Origin of the sequence: Psychromonas algarum (assembly GCF_004376845.1) — a bacterium.
In the GTDB taxonomy this organism is placed as follows: domain Bacteria; phylum Pseudomonadota; class Gammaproteobacteria; order Enterobacterales; family Psychromonadaceae; genus Psychromonas.
In genome coordinates this window covers 47,943-68,702 of record NZ_SNUW01000011.1, presented here as the reverse complement: position 1 = coordinate 68,702, position 20,760 = coordinate 47,943, and the positions used below count along the sequence as shown (strand labels likewise).

Below are 20,760 nucleotides of genomic sequence, written 5' to 3'. Positions count from 1 at the left end.
GCCCTGTAAATAATATTTTTTTATAAGAAGTTGAGTCATTCTAATTTTCACTTCTTTTAATATGAAGGTTTGGTGAGTAAATTCATCAAACCTTTTTGTATAAAGAGAACTTTCAAGCAACTTAGAAAGGTAAACTCCATTGCTGACAATACTCAATAAACTCTTTTAGTATTGGGCTTTGGTACTTATCTTTATGCCAAACTAGGTATAAATCACGCGACATATCAATATCGATGGGTAATGTAACAACTCGCTTATCTTGCAAAGCATGTCTTGCTGCCGTTTTTGCCATACATCCAATCCCTAAGTCTGCTGCACAGCAATTAATAATTGCTTCGGTGGATTTTAATTCAAAGGCGATATTAAGATCCGTTAGATGCTTACCAATATGATTAAGAAAAAAGTGTCGAGTACCTGAACCTTCTTCTCGTAAGATCCAAGCTTGTTTATTTAGATCATGTATAGAGATTAAATTTTTATTGATTAGTGGGTGTTGTGGATTGGCAACAATAACCATTTCATCTTTGATCCAACGTTCTACGTGTAATTGCTTATCTACGAGCAAAGCTTCAACTAATGCGATATCAAGTTCATAATCTTTGAGTTGTTCTCCGATGCTGGTGCTGTTATCGATACACATAGATTGGTCATGATGATTTTTGAAAGCTCGAAATTGTGCTAATAAAATAGGTAATAAATGGTTACCGACAGTATTACTTGAGCCAATTCTAATTTTTCCTTGGAAGTTATTATTATCAAATAAACTAGTGATGGCTTGGCTACGCTCTATTTGTTCATCGGCCAAAGGTAATAAGGCTCTACCCATTTCATTAATTAATAAACGATTATTTTTTCTTTCAAATAACTTATGGCCTAGCTGCTTTTCTAATTCAGCTAATGCCATGCTGACTGCCGGTTTACTTAAAAATAACTTTTCCGAAGCCGCTGTTAAGGTTTTTTCTTGTGTAATCGTAATAAATACATGTAACTGTTTTAGGGTAATATTCATTATTGACCATTATATTTTTATTGATAATTACACCAATCACACTCATTCTCAGATCTATTCTTCTGTATAAATATAGATACATAGTTAATGAAATTGGTTTTGCTTTGATTAACTATAACAGAAATATTGTAAGTTATTCTTAACGAAAATTGATCGAGTTTTTATGCTGTTGATAAATAGGAATATTAGGCTAGTTGATTTGTGCTTCTTGTATTTGTAAGCGTAATAATGATGCTGCTTTTTTAGGATTTTTTGCATGGCAAATTGCTGAAACCAATGCAACTCCATCAACGCCTGTTTGAATAATATCAGTCAGATTTTTTTGGTTAATTCCACCGATAGCAACAATAGGAAAATGACTTATTTGCATTGCTTTCTTTAAGCCTTCAATACCCCATTGTTTTTTTATGTTCGTTTTTGTTGGCGTGGAAAAAATAGCACTTAAACCAATGTAATCAAGAGGTAATGAGTTAGCTTCAATAAGTTGTTGTTCATTTTCAATTGAAAGTCCCAATAGTTTATTTGCTCCTATTAATTTGCGAGCGATACTTGCTGGCATATCAGATTGACCTAAATGCACTCCATCAGCATCGATTGCCAATGCAACATCCACTCTATCATTAATAATGAGTTTAACGTTTGTATCTTTTAAAATATTTTTGACTGCTTTTGCTCTTTTAATAAATGATTGAATGTGACCACTTTTTTCTCGTACTTGTACCATAGTGACACCTCCAGATACAGCCTCATTGACCACATTAATTAAGGTATTAATATCTTGTTTATCATCTGTGACAAGATAGAGGCAATATGCGGACATGTTATTTCCTTGATTCAAAATAGGGTGAGCGATTTAATTATTTACAGTTAATTTTAAACGGCTCATTAATGTTGTTGTATCTAACTGATATAACACATCGAGCAAGTTCATTTGTAAACTACCTGGACCTGCAGATAACTCTGCAGCTATTTCGCCTGCTACACCTAAAATGGCTGTAGCGGCTAGGCCAGTATCTTCTCCAATCGCGGCAAAAGCACCTGTTAATGCACTTAAACTACAGCCCATTCCTGTGATATTAGGCATCATCACATGACCATTATGAAGCTGAATTTCATCATTTTCTGTAATGATGTAATCAACTTCACCAGAGATCACAATATTACATTGATAAGTTGTCACTAAATAACGGGCTGCACCTACAGCCGCTTGGCTACTATCAAGTGAATCAACACCTTTACTTTGTGCTTGTTCGCCTGCTAACGCGATGATTTCAGAGGCGTTTGCTCGAACAATTAAATGTTTTGCTAGTTTAGCGACTTGACGAGCAGTCTCTGTTCTCAATGTACTTGCTCCACAACCAACAGGATCTAACACTACTACTTTATTATTTAAATTTGCTTGCTCAACTGCAAACATCATTCGTGGGATCCATTGCTCATCTAAAGTGCCAATATTGATCACTAAAGCTCCACTAAACGACATCATTTCTGCCATTTCTTGACGAGAGTGGGCCATGATTGGAGAAGCACCAATTGCTAATAATGCATTTGCTGTATTATTCATTACCACATAATTAGTTATGTTAACAACGAGAGGCTTTTGTGCTCGTAATGTTTTTAAAGCATCAGTAATTATTTGTACTTTTGTTTCTGATTGTTGATTAGTCATTGTTTTTATACCTTACCGTCAATCATTGCGTTTAAACCTTGTTGCCAAAAGGCAACTTCCATTCGAGTTGCTGTTTTAAATACATTAATAAGGCGTTGGCCTCGCTGACTTTTAACATCAATCTCAGCTAATAATTGGTCAAAATGTTTTGCTCCATCGGCAACACTTTTTTGAAATTCTTCTCCTGAGTATAAATCGATCCAACTTGAGAATGGGTTATCTACTTTTTTAGTCTTGCTATCTTTTGCTAATAAGCGTCCTATTTCTGCATAACCAATAGAGCAGGGCGCTAAAGCTGCATATAAATCAACTAGGTCACCACTCATGCCTGCGTCTAAAACATAACGAGTATAAGCCACGGTACCAAAGTCTTCATCTTCAGTTTCTAAATCAGCTTCTGTTAATCCCCAGTCTGCACAATAAGTGACATGATGATTGATTTCAGAGTCTAATAAAGCGTGTACACTAGGTAATGCTTTACGCATATCAGCTAGCGTATTTGCTTTATAGATAGCTAAAGCATAAGCGCGAGCGTACTGTTTTAGAAATAAAAAATCTTGTTTAAGGTAATGTAAAAAACATGGTTGCGCTAAACTACCATTCGCTAAAGTCAGCACAAACTCATGTTGTGTATAAGCTTGCCAATCAGATCGGCAAGCATTAATTAAGTCTTGATGGTTCATGATCTTCTCATTTTGTTAGTTATAAACCCGGTTTAATCATTTGCAATATTATTCAAATATTGGCATGTAATCCTTTGCGTTGGGTAGCGTTTTAATCTGTTTGTTATCAAACATAAACTGCGCATAATCGTCATATCGCTTTAAATCAATCGCCGCTGGACGTAATGCAAAACGTGTTAATGTATCATTCCAAGCACGTTTATTTAGTTCGTTATTTAATGTATCTGGCGCGTAGCTTATGAATTCTTTCCACGCATCTTTTGGATGATTAACAATGTAAGTAGTTGCTTGTTCTATTGCCTTATTGAATGCGTTAATCATCTTTGCATCATATTTTTTGGCATTTGCTACGATCACTAACTCATCGTATGTTGGAATCCCATGCTCTTCTGGAAAGTAAGCTTTTGCTTTAAATCCTTCAATGGCAAGTTGATTGGTTTCAAAGTTGCGCATACCGCCCCAAATAGCATCAACTCTTCCCGATGCTAATGATGAAGAAAGAGCCCAACCTACATTGATTATTTGGATATCTTTATAATCAACACCTGAAGAGGATAACATTTGGCGTATGCTGACTTCTTCAGAGCCTGAAATAGAAACACCAATTTTTTTACCTTTGAGATCTTTAAGGCTATTAATTTTACCATTATCTAACACCATCAATGTATTAAGAGGGGTAGAAATAAGCGTTGCTGAGCGTACTAAAGGTAAACCTTCTGCAACATCAATAATTAAGCTTGGTTGATAAGTGATTGCAAGGTCAACATTTCCTGCTGCAACTAATTTTGGGGGCATGCTTGGGTCAGCTGGTTCTTGTATGGTGACTGCTAAGCCTTGCTCTTTAAAATAGCCTCGTTGTTGTGCAATAACAATTGGACCGTGATTTGGATTAACAAACCAATCTAACATTAAAGTTACTTTTTTTGTTTCAGCCTGTGCTGTAAATGATAATAATGTTGTGAGTACGGTGAATAAAATTAAAATAAACTGCTTTTTCATATGGTGTATTTCCTTATTTATATGATTTTTTTGTTATTAAGTCTCTATGATGGGGGGGTTATACTTCCCATGGAATTAATTTCTTTAATAGCTTATCTGTAACAAAATATAAGCTCACAGAAATAGCTGATAAAATAAATAATGCCGCAAACATTTCATCGATTAACATACGTGCATTTGCTTGTAACATTAAATAACCAAGCCCTTCACTAGAACCTACCCATTCTCCTGCGACTGCGCCAATGGGGGCTATTACTACGGCGACTCTTATACCGGAAGCTAATGTTGGCAGCGCTGCTGGTAGTTGAATATGGCGTAACATTTGCCACTTTGTTGCACCCATTGTTTTAGCTAAATCTAGATAACCAGTAGGTGTGTTTTTTAATCCATCATAACAACATGTTGTAACAGGAAAGAATATGATCATAGCGGCCATCACTACTTTTGATGAAATGCCATAACCTAACCAAAGCATTAAAATAGGGGCGATAGCAAAAACTGGAATTGCTTGGCTTGTGATTAAAATAGGCAACAACCAACGTTTTACAGGTTTAAATAAGAGCATTTGTAATGCAAAACATAATCCCATTGATAAACCTAATATCAAACCTAAAATAATTTCTTGTGCTGTCACCCAACTATGCCGAAATAAAACCTCGTGACGTTCAATAAGACGCTCAAATACAGATATTGGAGAGGGAAGAATAAAAGAAGGAAGTTGAAAAATCAGTACGATGGCTTGCCATATTCCGATAATAACGAATAAGCTAATTATCATACGTAATACTGGATATAGTGTTTTTTCTTGGTGTGTAATAGTTTTAGTTAAGCCGGTAATCGGTGGTAAATTACTCATAATCTTGCTCTAATCGTTCAATGATAGTTTGTTGCAATAGTGCGCATTGAGCATCAATTTTTCTTGGTGATGAGGTGGTTGGTACTGTTAATGCTTCAGCAAAAGCCGGTTGACCTTGCATAATGTAAAGTTGATCCGCTAAGCGAATAGCTTCTTGTGGATCATGCGTAATTAATACTACGGTTTTATTTTTTAATAACTGATGTGCAAGGTTTTGTAAGCGATAACGTGTGACAGCATCTAAGGCAGAGAAAGGTTCATCCATTAATACAATAGGTTTATTTTGCATCAAGGTTCTCGCTAAAGCGACACGTTGACGCATTCCCCCTGATAATTGTTGCGGCAGATAATGTGCTTTGTCTGCAAGGCCAACTTGTGCTAATAATTGTTGGGCTTTTTCTTGTTGTGATGCTTTTTTAATAACACCAAATTGCTCGCTGAGCATTACGTTATCTAATACGGATAACCATGGCATTAATAAATCCTGTTGTGCCATATAAGCCACTTGCTCCTGCAATTTGATATTACAGTTGATGGATAGTTGACCTGACCATTGCACTTTGTTGTCGAGTAAATTAGCAAGATAGCGTAACAAAGAACTTTTACCACAACCACTACGACCTAAAATACAGGTCCATTGTGCAGCTGGGATGTCCATATTTAATGATTGTAAGACACTGAGTTGACTCTCGTTATAACGTAGAGATGCATCGCGTATAGTTATGCTTGGCTGTTGCAGTTCTGACATGTAGATAACTTATTGATTGATTTGATAAAAATGATGGACAGGGCCATGGCCTTGACCAATGACAAGTTGATCTGCATGTTGAAGGGCTTGAGTAATATAGTTTTTACCTAGTTGAACAGCGTCTATCAACTGATTATTTTGTGCCAAATAAGATGCAATTGCTGATGATAAAGTACAACCCGTCCCGTGTGTATTTTTTGTATTAATACGTCTTGCTGTAAATTGTTGCGTAGTATTTTCTAAAACTAATAAATCATTGCTATTTTTATATTGTATTAAATATCCGCCTTTTAATAATACTGCTTTTGCACCTAGTTGACGTAAACCACCAATCATCGCTTGCATATCCTGTTCATTTTTTGGGATTTGACTATCAAGTAATGCAGCTGCTTCGGGTAAATTAGGGGTGATCAAATCAGCCATCGCTAATAATTCTGTCTTTAGTGTTTCAATTGCTTTTTGTTCTAACAATAGATCGCCATTACTAGTGATCATGACGGGATCGATAACTAAAAATTTAGGTGAGTATTGTTTTAATTTTTTGGCTACAACTCTAATAATGTCACAATCAGCAAGCATGCCCACTTTGACTGCAACTATATTTAAATCACTAAAAACGGCATCAAGTTGCTTTTCGACGTGTTCAAGAGGGATTGGAAATATGGCAGAAACCCCCAGCGTATTTTGTGCAGTGATCGCTGTTATCACTGAACAAGCATAACTTCCTGTTGCTGAAATAGCTTTAATATCTGCTTGAATACCTGCACCGCCGCTACTATCTGAGCCGGCAATAGTTAATACGATCGGTGTAGAGAGTTGTTGAGTATTCGCTGTTGTTGAGTGAGTCATCATTGCTCCGAATACTGCGCTATCGAAACTATATCAACCAGAAAGAACCAAGTGAGTTACAGATGGACGGTTTATAAATAGTTCCCTGCGTCAGTATTAACTGTATCAGGTTCAACGGGTATCGATATATCGATCTCAGCACTATATTCTCAGTCTTTATTACTGAATTAGGCTCCCCGACTATAAGAACTGAGAATGATAACAAGTTCTGTTGAAAGCGCAATCAAACATGAGTTTAAAGTCATATTTGATTGTTGATAAAAGTTATTTATTTTTAACTTAAATATCTACTGCGACTGCAATCAAGTTATATAGTAATTAATCAGTTGTTTTATTGGTTGTTGCTAAGATTTCTTTTACTAGTATTTCCACATGAGGTTGGCATTCACCACATCTAAGCAATGTATCGCTGTATTGCATAATTTCAAGGTAATCATAAATGCCGATGTTAATAGCATCTCGGATCTCTTCAATATAGAGATCATTGCAGGTACATACTAGGGTTGGGTCTTGTTCTTTTCTTTGTGTATCCATAATAAACATGACTTAATGATTCTATGCTAAAAAAGTAAAATAAGCAGTTAAACTTGTACTGCTTATTTTTTATTATTTGAGACTATCTAAAAAAGCTTTTAAATTTATTTTCTAATTTTTTAGCTTCTTCTTTTAATTCATCCTTTGATTTTCCTTGTAGCTTTTGCTGTTGTCGTAAAAGTTCTTTTTTAGCTTTTTCTTGTAGTATTTTTTTATTCGCTTTGAGTTGCTCTTTTAATGCACCACTCGTATCAAGTTTAAAAGTTGGCTCAGTGAAAGTTCCTTCAATTAACAAAGGTATGGTAATGCCATTTAGATCTAGATAATCTGTTTTTTCATGACTTTTAGATAAAGGTGTTACACCTAACTTATAATTTATATTTTCTTTAAGCGTATCTGCTAATCCCGTTCCATCTAAACGCATAACAGGAGAGAGCATAATGAGTTTTTGATTATTTATGATGCCTTTTTGTAAAGTAAACTCTCCAATTAACGAAGCAAAGTCAGTTTTTTTAACATCTTTATTTGTAGGTAAAGGATCACCTTTTATTTTTGCTTTTAAGATTCTAATTTCTTGAGGGATATTAATACCATATAGCTCCCCATCAACTATTTTAAAGTCACCTTTAGCGTTTGCACCTTGGTGGATTTTTTCTGATGTTAAACCTTGCCCTGATGCAACTACATTTATGTTAGCTTTACCGCTAAGCATATCTATTTGAGCAGCAGCTTTTAATAATGGCATTAAGGTAATATTTTTTATTTTAGTGGTTACCTTATATTTATTTTTGCCTTTCGCTTCATCAGTCCAGCCATTTACATTTAACGTACCATTATATAATTTTGCAGTTAAAGGAGATAAGGTTGCTTTACCATTTTTAACGATTAAATGGTTTGTGATTTTACCTATAACGATTTCTTCATATAAAAGACCATCAAGCGTTAAATTACCTTTTACATCAAATGATTTTAGAATGCTTAAATCAGGTTCTTTCTGCTCAGCAGTCACTGTCGTAGCGGTAACTTGAGTATTTTTTTCTTCTTTTATTGCTGGTTTATTTAAATATGGATTTACATTCCAGACATTACCTTTCAAGTTGTATCGAATAACAGGGATTGATTGTTGTTTGAAGCTGATATCACCATCTAAGCGGAGGTCGTTTAATTTTGATTTTAAGTCGGTCAAACTTACTTTTTGTTGAGTCAGATCGTATGTAATATCACTTTCAACTAGGGTATTTATCTTCTCTTTATGTACGTTAGGTGCATTAAACTCACTGAGCATTTTTAGGTGCTTAATAGCTATATTTTCAAAGTTGCTCACTTCAAGTTGTTTCAGTGTTATATTCATACTCCCTTGCAAATCTGTACCTGTGAGCGTGTTTGTTAATTCAAATTTATTAATGCTTGCCGTTTTCTTCTGTAGGTTTAGTGCAAGATTACTATCAAAATAAGTTTCTAATTGGTTTTTTTCTAAACTATCACCAGTCAAGTTGCTAGTCATTGCTAACTTATCAAGACTTAGTTTATTGTTATCCATAACCTGAATATTACTAGTCTCAATATAAATGTCCCCACTTAAAGGTGCACCAGTTAAAACATTATTAATCGTAATAGGGGATACTTCTAATTGCTGTGAATTTATTTGGTATTTTAAAGCACTGGTCAAAGTTGTATTAATGGTGGTGCCAGGTAAAGCTTGAGTTAGTATTTCACTCTCTACATTTAAATTTGTAAGAGAGAAGGTTGTTAATGCGGAATCAATAAATAAATCTGTTTCTAATGCAATATCCGCTGCTAATTGTTTGTTTTTAATAATACTACTTAAACTAAAGTGTGCTGTTTTATCAAAAGCAAACTCGCCTAGTTCCATCTTATTAATAGATATTTCTTGATGATCCTTTTTCTGGTGATCAATGATTTGTAATTTTACATCGCTGATACTTATTCCTGATAACACAAACTCAGAAAGGTCAACAACTTCTGTTTTGCTATTTTCTTCTGTGATATTTGTTGTAACTTCTTTTTCCTGTTCAACTTGAGATACTGCAGGTTGTAAATTATCAAGGTTTGATAAACCATCTTTATTAGTAATTAGGTTGAATTCAGCTCCCTCTAATATTATTTTTCCTATTTGTATTTTTCCCTTAAGTAAAGGTAATACATTAATTGAGATCGCTGTATTGTTAACTTTTAATAATGTTTTTTCAGTAAATTCAGGGCTATTGTGTAAAGTTATTTCTCCACTTTTAAATCCTAAAATGGGATAAAAACTCCAGCCGAGATCGCCTGTAATAGTTAATTCTCGGTTAATATTGTTTTTAACTTGGTCTTGAATTTGTTGTTTATAATCATTGGGATCAATAATCGAGATCACAACAACAATGATGGATAACAAAAGGACAATTGAGATAGATGCCAATTTTAAAAACAGTTTCATTAAAATATCCTTATAAGAGAAATATATTTGAGCATAATGCAGTGCATAGTGTAATACGTTAAGGCTTGATGGTCATTATTTCATCAAGAGATTGGTAACTCTGTAGTAAACTTAAGTTGTTGCATAGCAAAGCTAGAATTTACATCGGTTAACCCTGTGACATTATTTACTAGTTGTTGATAAAACTGATCGTAGTTACGCATATCCTTAACAATGACTTTTAAAAGATAGTCATATTCTCCAGCCATTCTATAAAACTCTAGTACTTGTGCAAATCCTTTTACTTGTTGCACACAATCCTTCAACCAAGCCTCTGAATGTTGACGTGTTTTTATTTGTACAAAGGCAATTAGTTCAAGGCCTACACTTTCTGGATCGATTAAAGCGACTCGTTTTTGAATGATTCTATTTTGTTCTAAACGTTTAATTCTATTCCAACAGGGAGTACTTGTTAAATTTAACTTTTCTGCTAATTGTTGTAATGAGATTGAAGCATCATGTTGTAGTAGGTTAATAATTTTTTTGTCGATTTTATCTAAATTCATACTATCTACCTTATTTTAATATTTGAACTTTTAGTGTTATTTTCTTTTATTTTAACTAAAAAAGGATAATTTTCTTTATTTTAAAAAATTTAAAGATATATGAGGCGTTTATTCTTTATATTTAAGTGTAAAATTAAAAGATAAATTAAACATGGGAAACGTATTATGAGTAGTCAACGTCAATGGGTTGTTTCTGCTATCGCTAAAATTCAGGCTGATTTTCAGCGCAGTGCTGATACACATTTGATCAAGCTTGATTTGCCTCAGTTATCAGGCATTGATATTTACTTAAAAGATGAAAGCACCCATCCAACGGGGAGTTTAAAGCATCGCTTAGCCCGTTCATTATTTTTATATGCATTATGTAATGGAAAAATAAAAGAAAATACAGTTGTTGTTGAAGCCTCATCGGGTAGTACTGCTATTTCTGAAGCGTATTTTTCAAGATTATTAGGTCTGCGTTTTATTGCTGTCATGGCAAAATCGACCAGCATACAAAAAATTAATGAAATAAAACGTTATGGTGGAGAGTGCTTTTTAGTTGATTCGACTGATTTAATTTATGCTGAATCAGAACGATTAACAAAAGAATTAAATGGTTATTATATGGATCAATTCACTAATGCAGAACGCGCAACGGATTGGCGAGGTAATAATAATATTGCAGATTCTATTTTTGAACAGATGCTAAATGAACCATACCCAATTCCAACTCACATAGTGATGAGTGCGGGAACTGGGGGCACTAGTGCAACAATAGGGCGTTATATTCGTTATCATCAACTTACAACTGAGTTGACTGTAGTTGATCCTGAAAACTCGGTTTTCTATGATTACTTTTTTAGCAACAATAAAGACTTAATTAGTCAAAAAAGTAGTTTGATTGAAGGTATTGGTCGACCTCGTGTTGAACCTTCGTTTATTGCATCAGTTATTGATAATATGATGAAGGTTGATAATAAAGATTCTATTGCTGCTATGCAGTGGTTAGCTGAATTATTAGGTCGTAAAGTAGGCGCTAGTACGGGAACAAATATGGTGGGAGTATTAAAACTCGCTAAGCAGATGCATGAAAAGGGGCAAAAAGGTTCTATCGTTACTTTGTTGTGTGACCGCGGAGAACGCTATGCGAACAGTTATTACGATGCACAATGGGTAATGGATAACATTGGTGAAATTAGTCAGCAACAAAAAATATTGCTGACTATTTAGGTCATTGATTGGTATTCGCTTAGCTTCTGAATATTTTTCCTTGGTAAGGGGAACTTGTTGGGAAAGTCTGTTGTATTTGTTGATTGTTTAGGTGCCAATGTTGTTGTATTGATGCGGCTATCCAATCAAAACTATTACTGGTCGGTTTTAAATCTCGTTGTTGGTATAATTGTGTTTCATTTAAGCCAGGCCAGTCCCCTAATACTTCTCCTCCATTAATTTTTCCTCCTGCTAAAAATAGCGCACTGGCCGTACCATGATCTGTCCCTCTGGTGCCATTCTCTCTTGCTGTACGTCCAAATTCTGTTGCTACAATAACCAAGGTATCATCCCATTGTGTGGCAAGTTCTGTTTTTAATGCCTGTAAACCATTATCTAACACACTAAGTTGACGTTTTAATAGTCCAGCTTGATTTTTATGTGTGTCCCATCCTCCCAATGTCAGCATCGCGCAGTCTGTATTTTTTTGTTTCAAAAGTTGTCCACATGAACGGCTAAGATTTATAAAGTTGCCATTTTGCTTAGCTTTTTTATTTTTTGTATCTAGCATTGAATCCATTGTCAAACCTTCTTGTAATCGCGCCAATAATTGTGGGGAACCTTGATAAAGAGTTTGTAATGCTGAGAACGTATCATGCTCTGCATTGGGTAATCGAGAAGGGTACCATGTGTTACTTAGCTGTTTTGCTCCACGTAAACTGATAGGTGTCGATTGAGAAATAGCAATGGCATGTTTGTTTTTGACTTTGATTGAGCGAGACAGCCAACCGTTATCTAAATCAGGGATCTTTAAGGCACTTTCTAAATAATCTTGGCCATCAAAATGAGATCGTTTCTTATAACCTGAATAAACAGCAATAACAGGCAATAATTGTTTTTGTTGATACCATTGATGTAGGTTTATTAATGAAGGGTGAAGAGCATAACCTTTGCTTAGAGGTAATAATTCATTTTGAATAGTTGGATACAAAGTGGGTCTTAAATTTATTAAGTTGGGTTCAAACGTAGGGATCACAGTATGCAGAGAATCAAGTGCGCCTCGTAATACAATCCAAACTACTTTGGGTTGGTGATGAGTTGCTTTAGTGGTTGCTAACAAAGGGCTTTGATAAATCACTAAACTTGCAGCTAATGCTTTTAAAAAATCACGACGTAACATGATTATCTCCTTAAAAATTCAGGGCTTAGCAATAATAATGTCAGTGCTTGTTGGCGGCTTTCTGCTCGAGTAATGACTTGATAACTATGTGTACTCAGAGTGTCACCAAAAGTATTACTTATCAATGTTTCAATATCGATTCTTTTTGAAGCTTTTCTACCGGCAAGTTGTGAAGCCCAGTTAATTCTGGCCATTAATGCATTTGCACCATCCCAGTCCTGTTGTTGGTCACTATAACCTGCAGGCGAACCTGCTTTAAAAGGTTCTTCACCTAATACAGATAAAGCACTTTGTACTTGTTTAATAGATAAATTTTTAATATTTAATGCTCGATAAGTTGAGATGACATACTCTCGAGGTGTTTTATATTTTTGCTGTTTAATCTGCCATGAAAGAGGGTGTTGAATGAGTGCTTGAAATACAGAACTTAATTGTCCATTACTGTTATACCAATGTGTTGTTAAATGATTAATCAATTCTTCAGGTGCTTGGTCACTAATAAAGTGTTGTATTATCTTAGTGGAAACAAACCTTGCTGTAATCGGATGATTTGCAAGGTACTTGATCATTGCTGTGCCTTGTTTCATCCCTGATTCTGGAAAACTTTTCCCCATTAATGTTCTTATACCCGGTTCGTGTTTATTCGCTCTATATACAAACCCTTCTTTCTCTTCCTTTCCCGGTCTTGCAACGCTCCAACCAGTAATACCTTTAGCGAGTTCTGTTACATCTTTTTGCTGATAGCCACTATTCACGCCTAATGTATGTAACTCTAATATTTCACGGGCTAGGTTTTCATTTAATCCTTTATTCATTTTAGCATATTTAGTTGAAGGTCCGATTGACGTTTCATTATTAAGATAAATTAGCATCGCAGGGTGTTGGTAAACGGCTAATAATAAATCTTCGAAGCGTCCAAATAAATGGGGAGCAATTGCTTCTCTTTCTAATGTTGGGGCAAGCCCTCTCATTATTGACCCTTGTGTTGAAACACTAAAGTGATTAGAAAAGAAGTCTAAACAGCGCCAATTAAAACTATTAAATGAGTTAATGGATTGCTGTAGTGCATCTGCAGTTAGTTGCTTATAAATAGCTTGATTTGGGTTTTTCGGGGGCTGCATATCTTTATTATCAGACATATTTGCAGTAATTGGCTGATGCTTTGCATACTCTTTAAATGCTTTTTGAGCTTGTTTATATTTTTCTTGAATAATTAAAATTTCATTGGAATCTGGTAATGTGCTATCAAATTCTACCGCGGGTTTAAACGTTAACTGGTTTAATAACCACGGTTGGGCAATATTCTCTATGCGCTTTATATCATTAGGACGAGCGCCTAAAGCAAATCGTTGCATGGCAATTGTCGCTTTAGTAAATTGTTTATTTGAAGGTGGTTGTATAGCTTGCATCGTTATTATCACCTATCTTGGATATGACGAGTAGATACCTGATTTAAATAGCATAACTCAGAAACAATGGTTGTAAATGTAAGTACTCCACATAAATAAGTAAATTTTCATGAAAAGTATTCACGGATAGTTTAATGGGTTATTAAACAATAATGATGAGATTAATCGCTAATTTTTTTTCTGATATGCGATACTGCTAAACATTCCTGTTCCTGATAGTTTTCACGCTATTATCGTATATATTAATAAGGTAAATATTATTTTGGCTAATGATATAACTATCTCCTTGAATGAGGTTGTGGAAACACAATTTAAAATAGCGACATTTAATTTATTTAATTACCTTGCCCCACCTAATGCCTTTTATGATTTTGATCGTATTTATTCAGCTGAACAATGGCAGAAAAAAGAAAATTGGATCGCATCTTATCTACAATTACATGCTCCAGATATTATCGGGTTTCAAGAAGTATTTAGTAGCGATGCATTAGAATCCTTGGTTAAAAAAGAAGGCTATGAATACTTTGCAGTGGTCGATCTACCAACAGTTATTGATGATTTTATTTATCGAGACCCTGTGGTAGCGTTAGCGAGTAAATTTCCAATTGTGGAAGTTGCAGTTGTGCCCGTTGATCATGCTCTAGTGACACAATTGGGACTTGCTGATGATTTTGCTTTTAGTCGGCAAGTTTTAAGAGCAACGGTTGAATTACCACATTTAGGTTTATGTGATTGTTATGTTGTGCATTTTAAATCTAAGCGAGCGGCATGGCAGGGCGAAGTGGATAAATTGTCTTCATTAGAAGGTAATGTCATTGAACAGTTTAAAGCACAAGTTGCTGGTGGTTGGGCATCATCTATCCAGCGGGGTAGCGAAGCCACATTGTTGATGATGCAAATGATTGAAAGAAGAGCTAAAACAGGAAATGCTATGTTATTAATGGGAGACTTTAATAATCCATTAAAAGATGGTGTTTTAGCGCATCTATTGACCCCTAATTTGTTATTTAATAACGATCACTCACAGCAACGATTAGTTGATTTTTATGTATTACGAGATGCTTGGGACTTATACCAAGCCAATAAAAACGAGCCATTAACACGTGCTCCTACACATTATTTTGGTCAAACTAATTCAGTGCTTGATTATATTTTAATGTCTAGTGAGTTTGATACGGTTTCACAATCAAATTATTTTGAAGTGAGTGATTATATTAATAGTGATAAACATTTAATTAATCCTAGTTTTGACATTGATGGTGAAAGTACAGATCACGCTGTTGTGAGTGTTGTTTTAACATTAAGAGAATAAGTTTAATGGAGCAGAGAACGTGAATGATATTTTAGCCTTTACTTTGGTGGCATTATTGTTAGTTATTTCACCGGGCCCAAATGGAGCCTTAATATTAAAAACAATTGCAAAGAATCCAAAGTCTTCTGCTTTGATTAATTTATTTGGTATCGCATGTGCGACCTTTATACATGGTGGTTTATCTATTTTTGGGTTATCTGCATTAGTTTTACAGTCCGCTGAATTATTTATAACAATTAAATTATTAGGAGCAGCATACCTTTTTTATATCGGTTTTAAAGCTCTTCGTAGCTCATTTCATAAAACTTCCACAACCATAATTAATGAGCAGGAAGTATTAATAAAGTTAGAAAAAAGGACATTTATTAGCTGTTTTAATGAAGGTTTTCTAACACAACTATTAAACCCTAAAGTGTCGATGTTTTATTTAGCTGCATTTCCACAGTTTATAGGTTTTGATCAATCGCATATTGCCACCGCTTTTGGTTTTGTTGCTATACATGCATTCTTGATTGTTAGTTGGTTTATTCTAGTAATTGTTCTTGTTGATAAATTGAAAAATTTACAGAAAGAAAAGGGAACATGGTTAAATCGATGGATACAACGCTTATCAGGAAGTGTAATGATTTATTTTAGTCTATTGATTGCGTTACAACGTTAATTTTTTCGCTAGTTATTACCTTGATTGGTTATAGATTTTAGACATAAAAAAACCAGTTACAATGAACTGGTTTTTTTAATCTAATGTGTTTTAACCCAACAATTAAGCGTTGTGTTTACGAATAACCGTTAACATCTCTTTTAATAGTTTTGGATTGGCAGTAACAACATTTCCTGATTTAAAGTAGTCATTGCCGCCATTAAAGTCAGTCATCATTGCGCCTGATTCTTTTAATAATAATTCGCCCGCAGCGATATCCCAAGGTTTTAGACCAAACTCCCAGAAACCATCCATACGGCCAGCTGCAACATAAGCTAAATCTAATGCTGCACTGCCACTACGACGCATATCTGCAACATCAGTAAAGAACTCTTGGAAAATATTTAGGTAAGTTTCTAAATCTGCTTTCTGTTTAAAAGGGAAACCTGTCGCTAATAATGTACCTGGTAATTTTGGTACGTTACTTGTACGTGTGCGGTAACCATTGATTTGTGCGCTTTGACCGCGAACAGCAGAAAATAATTCATTACGAATTGGATCAAATACAATACCAACTTCTGTACGGCCTTTGATTTTTAATGCAATTGAAACAGCAAAATGAGGAATGCCGTGAATGAAGTTTGTTGTCCCATCTAGTGGGTCGATAATCCATTGGTGATCTGTATCTGAACCGTTATCAATACCAGACTCTTCAGCAACAATACTGTGGTCAGGGTAAGATTTACGTAATGTCCCAATAATTGCTAATTCAGCTTCTTTATCAACGCTGCTTACATAATCGTGAAGTGACTTTTCTTCAACTTCAACAGACTCTAAATTTTCATAACCTTTAACAATTACTTTACCCGCATTACGCGCAGCACGAATCGCAATATTTAACATTGGATGCATAGGATCACCATTAGATTTTAAAAGAACATGAAGGGAGATTCCTTCGGCGCGAAATTATACACAGGTCACATAATTGTGCAATATTTTAATTGTATGAAAATTCAACGAAAATGTTTTTTATTGGATATTAAGGCACTTACTATAGTAATTTAATTGGTCATTATTTAAAGACTGGCTATTTGAATATCCATCTAATTAAACAGAATAATGAAGCACTTTCTTATATATATGGCTTCGCCTTATTCTACGAGTGCTAGATAAGCATTTTGCAGTGACATCATAATATAAAGAATGCTAGACTTTGCCCTCAAAAAATCACTAAATCATGAAGGAAAAACGATGCTAGACAATGTTCGCATTATATTAATTGGTACTTCTCACCCTGGAAACATTGGCAGTGCTGCAAGAGCCATGAAAACAATGGGCTTAACTGATTTAGTGTTGATCGATCCTGAATGTGAAATAGATGGTAAGTCTGTAGCACTTTCTGCTGGTGCGAGCGATGTGTTAAAAAACCATAAAGTTTATAAAACACTCGATGAAGGGATTGCTGATTGTGGTCTTGTTGTTGGAGCAAGTGCTCGCCCTAGAACACTTGATTGGCCGATGTTAGATCCAAGAGAGATGGGTGTTAAAGTAGCCAGTGAAGGTAAAAAACATAAAGTAGCTTTAGTCTTTGGTCGTGAAAATAGCGGTTTAACTAATGATGAGTTACAAAAGTGTCATTTTCATGTGTTTATTCCTGCAAATCCTGATTATAGCTCATTGAATTTAGCAATGGCGGTACAAACATTAAGCTATGAAGTTCGAATGTCCTTTTTAGCATCAGATGCCTTTCTTGAAGTTGTTGAAGAGTATCCAAGAGCCTCTGATTTTGAAGGGATGCTTGAACATCTGCAAAAAACATTATTTCAAATTGGTTTTATTGTACCGGCGCATCCTGGTTTGGTCATGGATAAATTACGTCGTTTATTTAACAGAGCAAGACCTGAAATCAATGAGTTAAGAATGTTGCGAGGGATCTTTAGTAGCATGCAGAAGTCTCTCGATAATACTGCTGAAACGGTTAAACAAGATGAAGTAAATAAAGACAAATAAAACCGACTAAAGTGTAGGGGTTTTTACTTGACTAAAATTGTCAGGTATTTATACTAAGTGAATATTAAGTTACTAGTTGTTTAAGTAATTAGCGAAATATCACTTATATAGCGAACTCTACTATGAAATTAACTTCAAAAGGCCGTTATGCGGTTACAGCGATGCTAGATGTCGCTATAAAAGAACACAATGGACCGGTCCCTCTTGCAGAGATCTCTGAGCGTCAAGGAATATCGCTTTCATATTTAGAGCAATTATTCTCAAAACTTAGACAAAAAGATCTCGTTAGTAGCGTGCGTGGTCCAGGTGGTGGTTACAAATTGGGCAAAAGTAGATCTGAAATTTCTGTATCAATGATCATTGATGCAGTAAATGAAAATGTTGATGTACGTAAGTGCTCAGGTGTTGGTGGCTGCCAAGAAGATGGTGTGCAGTGTTTGACACATTCATTATGGGAACAATTAAGCACTCGTATTAGTTCATTTCTAGATGGTATTACATTAGATGAATTAATGGCTAGTGACCATGTACAAAATATCTCAGAGCAACAGAATAATAAATTTACTAATAGTGAACTACTTAATATCGTCTCGAAATAAGTAGTGGAGAAAAAAATGAAATTACCAATTTATCTTGATTATTCAGCAACAACCCCCGTTGATCCACGTGTTGTTGAAAAAATGGTGCAATATTTATCTACAGATGGTGACTTTGGTAACCCAGCATCTCGCTCGCACCGTTTTGGTTGGCAAGCTGAAGAAGCTGTTGATATTGCTCGTGAGCAAATTGCAGACTTATTAAATGCAGACTCTCGTGAAATTGTTTTTACTTCTGGTGCAACTGAATCAAATAACCTTGCGATAAAAGGTGCTGCGCACTTTTATCAGAAAAAAGGTAAACATATTATTACCTCTAAAACTGAGCATAAAGCGGTTTTAGATACTTGTCGTCAACTTGAGCGTGAAGGATTTGAAGTTACTTATCTTGATCCTCAAGAAGATGGTATTGTCACTCCAGAGCAACTGAAAGAAGCTTTACGTGACGACACAGTGCTAGTGAGTTTAATGCATGTTAATAACGAAATTGGTGTTATTCAAGATATTGCTGAATTTGGTGAATTATGTCGTGCGAATAAAACTATTTTACACGTTGATGCTGCGCAAAGCGCAGGGAAAATTGAAATCGACGTACAAAAAATGAAAGTAGATTTAATTTCATTTTCTGCACATAAAATCTATGGACCTAAAGGTATCGGCGCATTATACGTTAGTCGTAAACCTCGTATTCGCTTAGAAGCTCAAATGCATGGCGGTGGTCATGAACGCGGTATGCGTAGTGGCACATTAGCAACACATCAAATTGTTGCAATGGGTGAAGCATTCCGTATTGCTAAAGAAGAGATGGCAAGTGAAAATGAACGTGTTTTAGCTCTACGTACTCGTTTACTTGAAGGTGTTAGCGACATGGAAGAAGTGTATGTTAATGGTTCATTAGAGAATCGTGTCGCTGGCAATATTAATATTAGTTTCAACTATGTTGAAGGTGAGTCTTTAGTTATGGCATTAAAAGATTTAGCTGTTTCTTCAGGTAGTGCATGTACATCTGCGAGTTTAGAGCCTTCATACGTATTACGTGCAATTGGTCGTGATGACGAATTAGCACATAGCTCAATTCGTTTCAGTATTGGTCGTTTCACGACAGAAGCTGAAATTGATTATGCAATTAAAATTATCCGTGAAAACATCGGCCGTTTACGTGAAATGTCGCCATTATGGGATATGTACAAGGAAGGTATCGACATTAATAGTATTGAATGGTCTCACCATTAATACCAAGTAAACAATATTAAACGAATATAAGGAATACACTCATGGCTTATAGCGAAAAAGTAATCGATCATTATGAAAATCCACGTAACGTAGGTTCATTTGATAAAGATGATAAAAGCGTTGCAACAGGTATGGTTGGCGCACCAGCTTGTGGTGACGTAATGAAGTTACAATTGAAGATTGATGCAAACGGTATTATCGAAGATGCTAAGTTCAAAACTTATGGTTGCGGCAGTGCAATCGCATCAAGTTCATTAGTTACTGAATGGGTCAAAGGCAAATCGTTAGAAGATGCTGCAAAAATTTCTAATACTGAAATTTCAGCTGAACTTGCATTACCACCAGTGAAAATTCATTGCTCTATTCTTGCAGAAGACGCGATTAAAGCTGCAATTGAAGATTACAAGAGTAAAAACGCTTAAAAAACATAGTAAGGTGATCTTGATAAAGCATTACCTTACTTGTTTAGAATTAGATAAACGGAGTCGAATTTGGCTATCACACTAACTGAACCAGCTGCAAAGCATGTATCAAACTTTTTAAAAAACCGTGGCAAAGGCTTAGGTTTACGTCTTGGTGTAAAAACATCAGGCTGTTCTGGAATGGCTTATGTACTTGAGTTTGTAGATGTGCTTAACGATGATGATGAGATGTTTACTGATCATGATGTTAATATCATTGTAGATAAAAAAAGCTTACTTTATTTAGATGGAACTGAATTAGATTTTGTTAAAGAAGGTCTAAATGAAGGATTCGAATTTAACAACCCAAACACTAATGGTGAATGTGGTTGTGGTGAAAGCTTTAGCGTATAAAGTGACGTAAGAATCGATATTATTGAAGTCTGGCTTATGCGA

22 protein-coding genes and 1 riboswitch are annotated in these 20,760 nt (G+C 35.1%); of the genes, 8 read left to right on the top strand and 14 right to left on the bottom strand.

Translation table 11 applies throughout. From position 1 onward, the window contains the following. Nucleotides 1-121 precede the first annotated feature (121 nt). The 11 genes from E2R68_RS11350 to E2R68_RS11300 all read right to left on the bottom strand — a co-directional run bounded on the left by E2R68_RS11350 (nucleotide 122) and on the right by E2R68_RS11300 (nucleotide 10,332). Nucleotides 122-1,009, bottom strand: coding sequence for a LysR family transcriptional regulator (locus E2R68_RS11350; protein WP_134277804.1), 888 nt, complete (start codon nucleotides 1,007-1,009; stop codon nucleotides 122-124). A 190-nt stretch (nucleotides 1,010-1,199) separates the two neighbouring features. Beyond that, on the bottom strand, nucleotides 1,200-1,829 hold the full coding sequence (gene thiE / locus E2R68_RS11345; protein ID WP_134277803.1) for a thiamine phosphate synthase: 630 nt from the start codon (nucleotides 1,827-1,829) through the stop codon (nucleotides 1,200-1,202). A gap of 33 nt (nucleotides 1,830-1,862) precedes the next feature. Next, complete coding sequence (gene thiM, locus E2R68_RS11340) at nucleotides 1,863-2,678, bottom strand: hydroxyethylthiazole kinase (RefSeq protein WP_134277802.1); 816 nt, start codon at nucleotides 2,676-2,678, stop codon at nucleotides 1,863-1,865. 5 nt (nucleotides 2,679-2,683) lie between these two features. After that, a complete protein-coding gene (locus tag E2R68_RS11335; protein WP_134277801.1) occupies nucleotides 2,684-3,361 on the bottom strand; it encodes a TenA family protein in 678 nt (225 codons plus the stop codon). A gap of 48 nt (nucleotides 3,362-3,409) precedes the next feature. Next, nucleotides 3,410-4,360: an ABC transporter substrate-binding protein gene (locus tag E2R68_RS11330; protein WP_134277800.1), complete on the bottom strand. Its 951-nt coding sequence runs from the start codon at nucleotides 4,358-4,360 to the stop codon at nucleotides 3,410-3,412. Nucleotides 4,361-4,418: 58 nt separating this feature from the next. Beyond that, the gene (locus tag E2R68_RS11325) at nucleotides 4,419-5,216 is read right to left on the bottom strand and encodes an ABC transporter permease (RefSeq protein WP_134277799.1); all 798 of its coding nucleotides are present in this window, start codon (nucleotides 5,214-5,216) and stop codon (nucleotides 4,419-4,421) included. Beyond that, nucleotides 5,209-5,964, bottom strand: a complete 756-nt coding sequence (locus E2R68_RS11320; RefSeq protein WP_134277798.1) for an ABC transporter ATP-binding protein — start codon at nucleotides 5,962-5,964, stop codon at nucleotides 5,209-5,211. Before E2R68_RS11320 ends, E2R68_RS11325 begins: the two co-directional genes overlap by 8 nt. A gap of 9 nt (nucleotides 5,965-5,973) precedes the next feature. Continuing rightward, nucleotides 5,974-6,816 carry a bifunctional hydroxymethylpyrimidine kinase/phosphomethylpyrimidine kinase gene (gene thiD, locus E2R68_RS11315; protein ID WP_445177087.1) on the bottom strand — a complete coding sequence of 281 codons (843 nt, stop codon included), beginning with the start codon at nucleotides 6,814-6,816 and terminating at the stop codon, nucleotides 5,974-5,976. A gap of 62 nt (nucleotides 6,817-6,878) precedes the next feature. After that, a riboswitch (TPP riboswitch) is annotated at nucleotides 6,879-7,002 on the bottom strand. Between the two features lie 129 nt (nucleotides 7,003-7,131). Continuing rightward, nucleotides 7,132-7,347 (bottom strand): (2Fe-2S)-binding protein, encoded by a 216-nt coding sequence (locus E2R68_RS11310; RefSeq protein WP_134277796.1) that lies wholly within the window; start codon nucleotides 7,345-7,347, stop codon nucleotides 7,132-7,134. Between the two features lie 82 nt (nucleotides 7,348-7,429). Continuing rightward, nucleotides 7,430-9,787 (bottom strand): AsmA family protein, encoded by a 2,358-nt coding sequence (locus E2R68_RS11305; protein ID WP_134277795.1) that lies wholly within the window; start codon nucleotides 9,785-9,787, stop codon nucleotides 7,430-7,432. An 83-nt stretch (nucleotides 9,788-9,870) separates the two neighbouring features. Continuing rightward, nucleotides 9,871-10,332, bottom strand: a complete 462-nt coding sequence (locus tag E2R68_RS11300; protein ID WP_134277794.1) for an Lrp/AsnC family transcriptional regulator — start codon at nucleotides 10,330-10,332, stop codon at nucleotides 9,871-9,873. Nucleotides 10,333-10,497: 165 nt separating this feature from the next. Here E2R68_RS11300 and E2R68_RS11295 point away from each other — a divergent pair, with 165 nt between their 5' ends. After that, entirely contained in the window at nucleotides 10,498-11,544 is a 1,047-nt protein-coding gene (locus tag E2R68_RS11295; RefSeq protein ID WP_134277793.1) for a PLP-dependent cysteine synthase family protein, read from the top strand. Between the two features lie 19 nt (nucleotides 11,545-11,563). Here the strand turns inward: E2R68_RS11295 and E2R68_RS11290 are convergent, their stop codons facing one another. Together E2R68_RS11290 and E2R68_RS11285 are read right to left on the bottom strand one after the other, a co-directional pair. Beyond that, on the bottom strand, nucleotides 11,564-12,703 hold the full coding sequence (locus E2R68_RS11290) for a DUF1501 domain-containing protein (RefSeq protein ID WP_134277792.1): 1,140 nt from the start codon (nucleotides 12,701-12,703) through the stop codon (nucleotides 11,564-11,566). 2 nt (nucleotides 12,704-12,705) lie between these two features. Beyond that, nucleotides 12,706-14,112: a DUF1800 domain-containing protein gene (locus E2R68_RS11285; protein WP_134277791.1), complete on the bottom strand. Its 1,407-nt coding sequence runs from the start codon at nucleotides 14,110-14,112 to the stop codon at nucleotides 12,706-12,708. Nucleotides 14,113-14,374: 262 nt separating this feature from the next. Between E2R68_RS11285 and E2R68_RS11280 the strand changes: the two genes are divergently transcribed. Both E2R68_RS11280 and E2R68_RS11275 read left to right on the top strand, forming a co-directional pair. Next, nucleotides 14,375-15,424 carry an endonuclease/exonuclease/phosphatase family protein gene (locus tag E2R68_RS11280; protein WP_243834666.1) on the top strand — a complete coding sequence of 350 codons (1,050 nt, stop codon included), beginning with the start codon at nucleotides 14,375-14,377 and terminating at the stop codon, nucleotides 15,422-15,424. 19 nt (nucleotides 15,425-15,443) lie between these two features. Continuing rightward, the gene (locus E2R68_RS11275; RefSeq protein WP_134277790.1) at nucleotides 15,444-16,085 is read left to right on the top strand and encodes a LysE family translocator; all 642 of its coding nucleotides are present in this window, start codon (nucleotides 15,444-15,446) and stop codon (nucleotides 16,083-16,085) included. 102 nt (nucleotides 16,086-16,187) lie between these two features. Here the strand turns inward: E2R68_RS11275 and suhB are convergent, their stop codons facing one another. Continuing rightward, nucleotides 16,188-16,976 (bottom strand): inositol-1-monophosphatase, encoded by a 789-nt coding sequence (gene suhB, locus E2R68_RS11270; RefSeq protein ID WP_134277789.1) that lies wholly within the window; start codon nucleotides 16,974-16,976, stop codon nucleotides 16,188-16,190. A 339-nt stretch (nucleotides 16,977-17,315) separates the two neighbouring features. Between suhB and trmJ the strand changes: the two genes are divergently transcribed. The 5 genes from trmJ (at nucleotide 17,316) to iscA (ending at nucleotide 20,718) form a co-directional block, all read left to right on the top strand. After that, nucleotides 17,316-18,074: a tRNA (cytosine(32)/uridine(32)-2'-O)-methyltransferase TrmJ gene (trmJ, locus tag E2R68_RS11265; protein ID WP_134277788.1), complete on the top strand. Its 759-nt coding sequence runs from the start codon at nucleotides 17,316-17,318 to the stop codon at nucleotides 18,072-18,074. A gap of 122 nt (nucleotides 18,075-18,196) precedes the next feature. Next, nucleotides 18,197-18,673, top strand: a complete 477-nt coding sequence (gene iscR, locus E2R68_RS11260) for a Fe-S cluster assembly transcriptional regulator IscR (protein WP_134277787.1) — start codon at nucleotides 18,197-18,199, stop codon at nucleotides 18,671-18,673. A 15-nt stretch (nucleotides 18,674-18,688) separates the two neighbouring features. Then, nucleotides 18,689-19,903: an IscS subfamily cysteine desulfurase gene (locus tag E2R68_RS11255; RefSeq protein ID WP_134277786.1), complete on the top strand. Its 1,215-nt coding sequence runs from the start codon at nucleotides 18,689-18,691 to the stop codon at nucleotides 19,901-19,903. Between the two features lie 41 nt (nucleotides 19,904-19,944). Beyond that, nucleotides 19,945-20,325: a Fe-S cluster assembly scaffold IscU gene (gene iscU / locus E2R68_RS11250; protein ID WP_134277785.1), complete on the top strand. Its 381-nt coding sequence runs from the start codon at nucleotides 19,945-19,947 to the stop codon at nucleotides 20,323-20,325. A gap of 69 nt (nucleotides 20,326-20,394) precedes the next feature. Beyond that, on the top strand, nucleotides 20,395-20,718 hold the full coding sequence (iscA, locus tag E2R68_RS11245) for an iron-sulfur cluster assembly protein IscA (protein ID WP_134277784.1): 324 nt from the start codon (nucleotides 20,395-20,397) through the stop codon (nucleotides 20,716-20,718). Nucleotides 20,719-20,760: the final 42 nt, after the last annotated feature.

Excerpts from the sequence above, each read along its gene's own strand:
- E2R68_RS11350 (WP_134277804.1), bottom strand. The coding sequence starts at position 1,009 with ATGAATATTACCCTAAAACAGTTACATGTATTTATTACGATTACACAA.
- thiE (WP_134277803.1), bottom strand. The coding sequence starts at position 1,829 with ATGTCCGCATATTGCCTCTATCTTGTCACAGATGATAAACAAGATATT.
- thiM (WP_134277802.1), bottom strand. The coding sequence starts at position 2,678 with ATGACTAATCAACAATCAGAAACAAAAGTACAAATAATTACTGATGCT.
- E2R68_RS11335 (WP_134277801.1), bottom strand. The coding sequence starts at position 3,361 with ATGAACCATCAAGACTTAATTAATGCTTGCCGATCTGATTGGCAAGCT.
- E2R68_RS11330 (WP_134277800.1), bottom strand. The coding sequence starts at position 4,360 with ATGAAAAAGCAGTTTATTTTAATTTTATTCACCGTACTCACAACATTA.
- E2R68_RS11325 (WP_134277799.1), bottom strand. The coding sequence starts at position 5,216 with ATGAGTAATTTACCACCGATTACCGGCTTAACTAAAACTATTACACAC.
- E2R68_RS11320 (WP_134277798.1), bottom strand. The coding sequence starts at position 5,964 with ATGTCAGAACTGCAACAGCCAAGCATAACTATACGCGATGCATCTCTA.
- thiD (WP_445177087.1), bottom strand. The coding sequence starts at position 6,816 with ATGATGACTCACTCAACAACAGCGAATACTCAACAACTCTCTACACCG.
- E2R68_RS11310 (WP_134277796.1), bottom strand. The coding sequence starts at position 7,347 with ATGGATACACAAAGAAAAGAACAAGACCCAACCCTAGTATGTACCTGC.
- E2R68_RS11305 (WP_134277795.1), bottom strand. The coding sequence starts at position 9,787 with ATGAAACTGTTTTTAAAATTGGCATCTATCTCAATTGTCCTTTTGTTA.
- E2R68_RS11300 (WP_134277794.1), bottom strand. The coding sequence starts at position 10,332 with ATGAATTTAGATAAAATCGACAAAAAAATTATTAACCTACTACAACAT.
- E2R68_RS11295 (WP_134277793.1), top strand. The coding sequence starts at position 10,498 with ATGAGTAGTCAACGTCAATGGGTTGTTTCTGCTATCGCTAAAATTCAG.
- E2R68_RS11290 (WP_134277792.1), bottom strand. The coding sequence starts at position 12,703 with ATGTTACGTCGTGATTTTTTAAAAGCATTAGCTGCAAGTTTAGTGATT.
- E2R68_RS11285 (WP_134277791.1), bottom strand. The coding sequence starts at position 14,112 with ATGCAAGCTATACAACCACCTTCAAATAAACAATTTACTAAAGCGACA.
- suhB (WP_134277789.1), bottom strand. The coding sequence starts at position 16,976 with ATGCATCCAATGTTAAATATTGCGATTCGTGCTGCGCGTAATGCGGGT.
- trmJ (WP_134277788.1), top strand. The coding sequence starts at position 17,316 with ATGCTAGACAATGTTCGCATTATATTAATTGGTACTTCTCACCCTGGA.
- iscR (WP_134277787.1), top strand. The coding sequence starts at position 18,197 with ATGAAATTAACTTCAAAAGGCCGTTATGCGGTTACAGCGATGCTAGAT.
- E2R68_RS11255 (WP_134277786.1), top strand. The coding sequence starts at position 18,689 with ATGAAATTACCAATTTATCTTGATTATTCAGCAACAACCCCCGTTGAT.
- iscU (WP_134277785.1), top strand. The coding sequence starts at position 19,945 with ATGGCTTATAGCGAAAAAGTAATCGATCATTATGAAAATCCACGTAAC.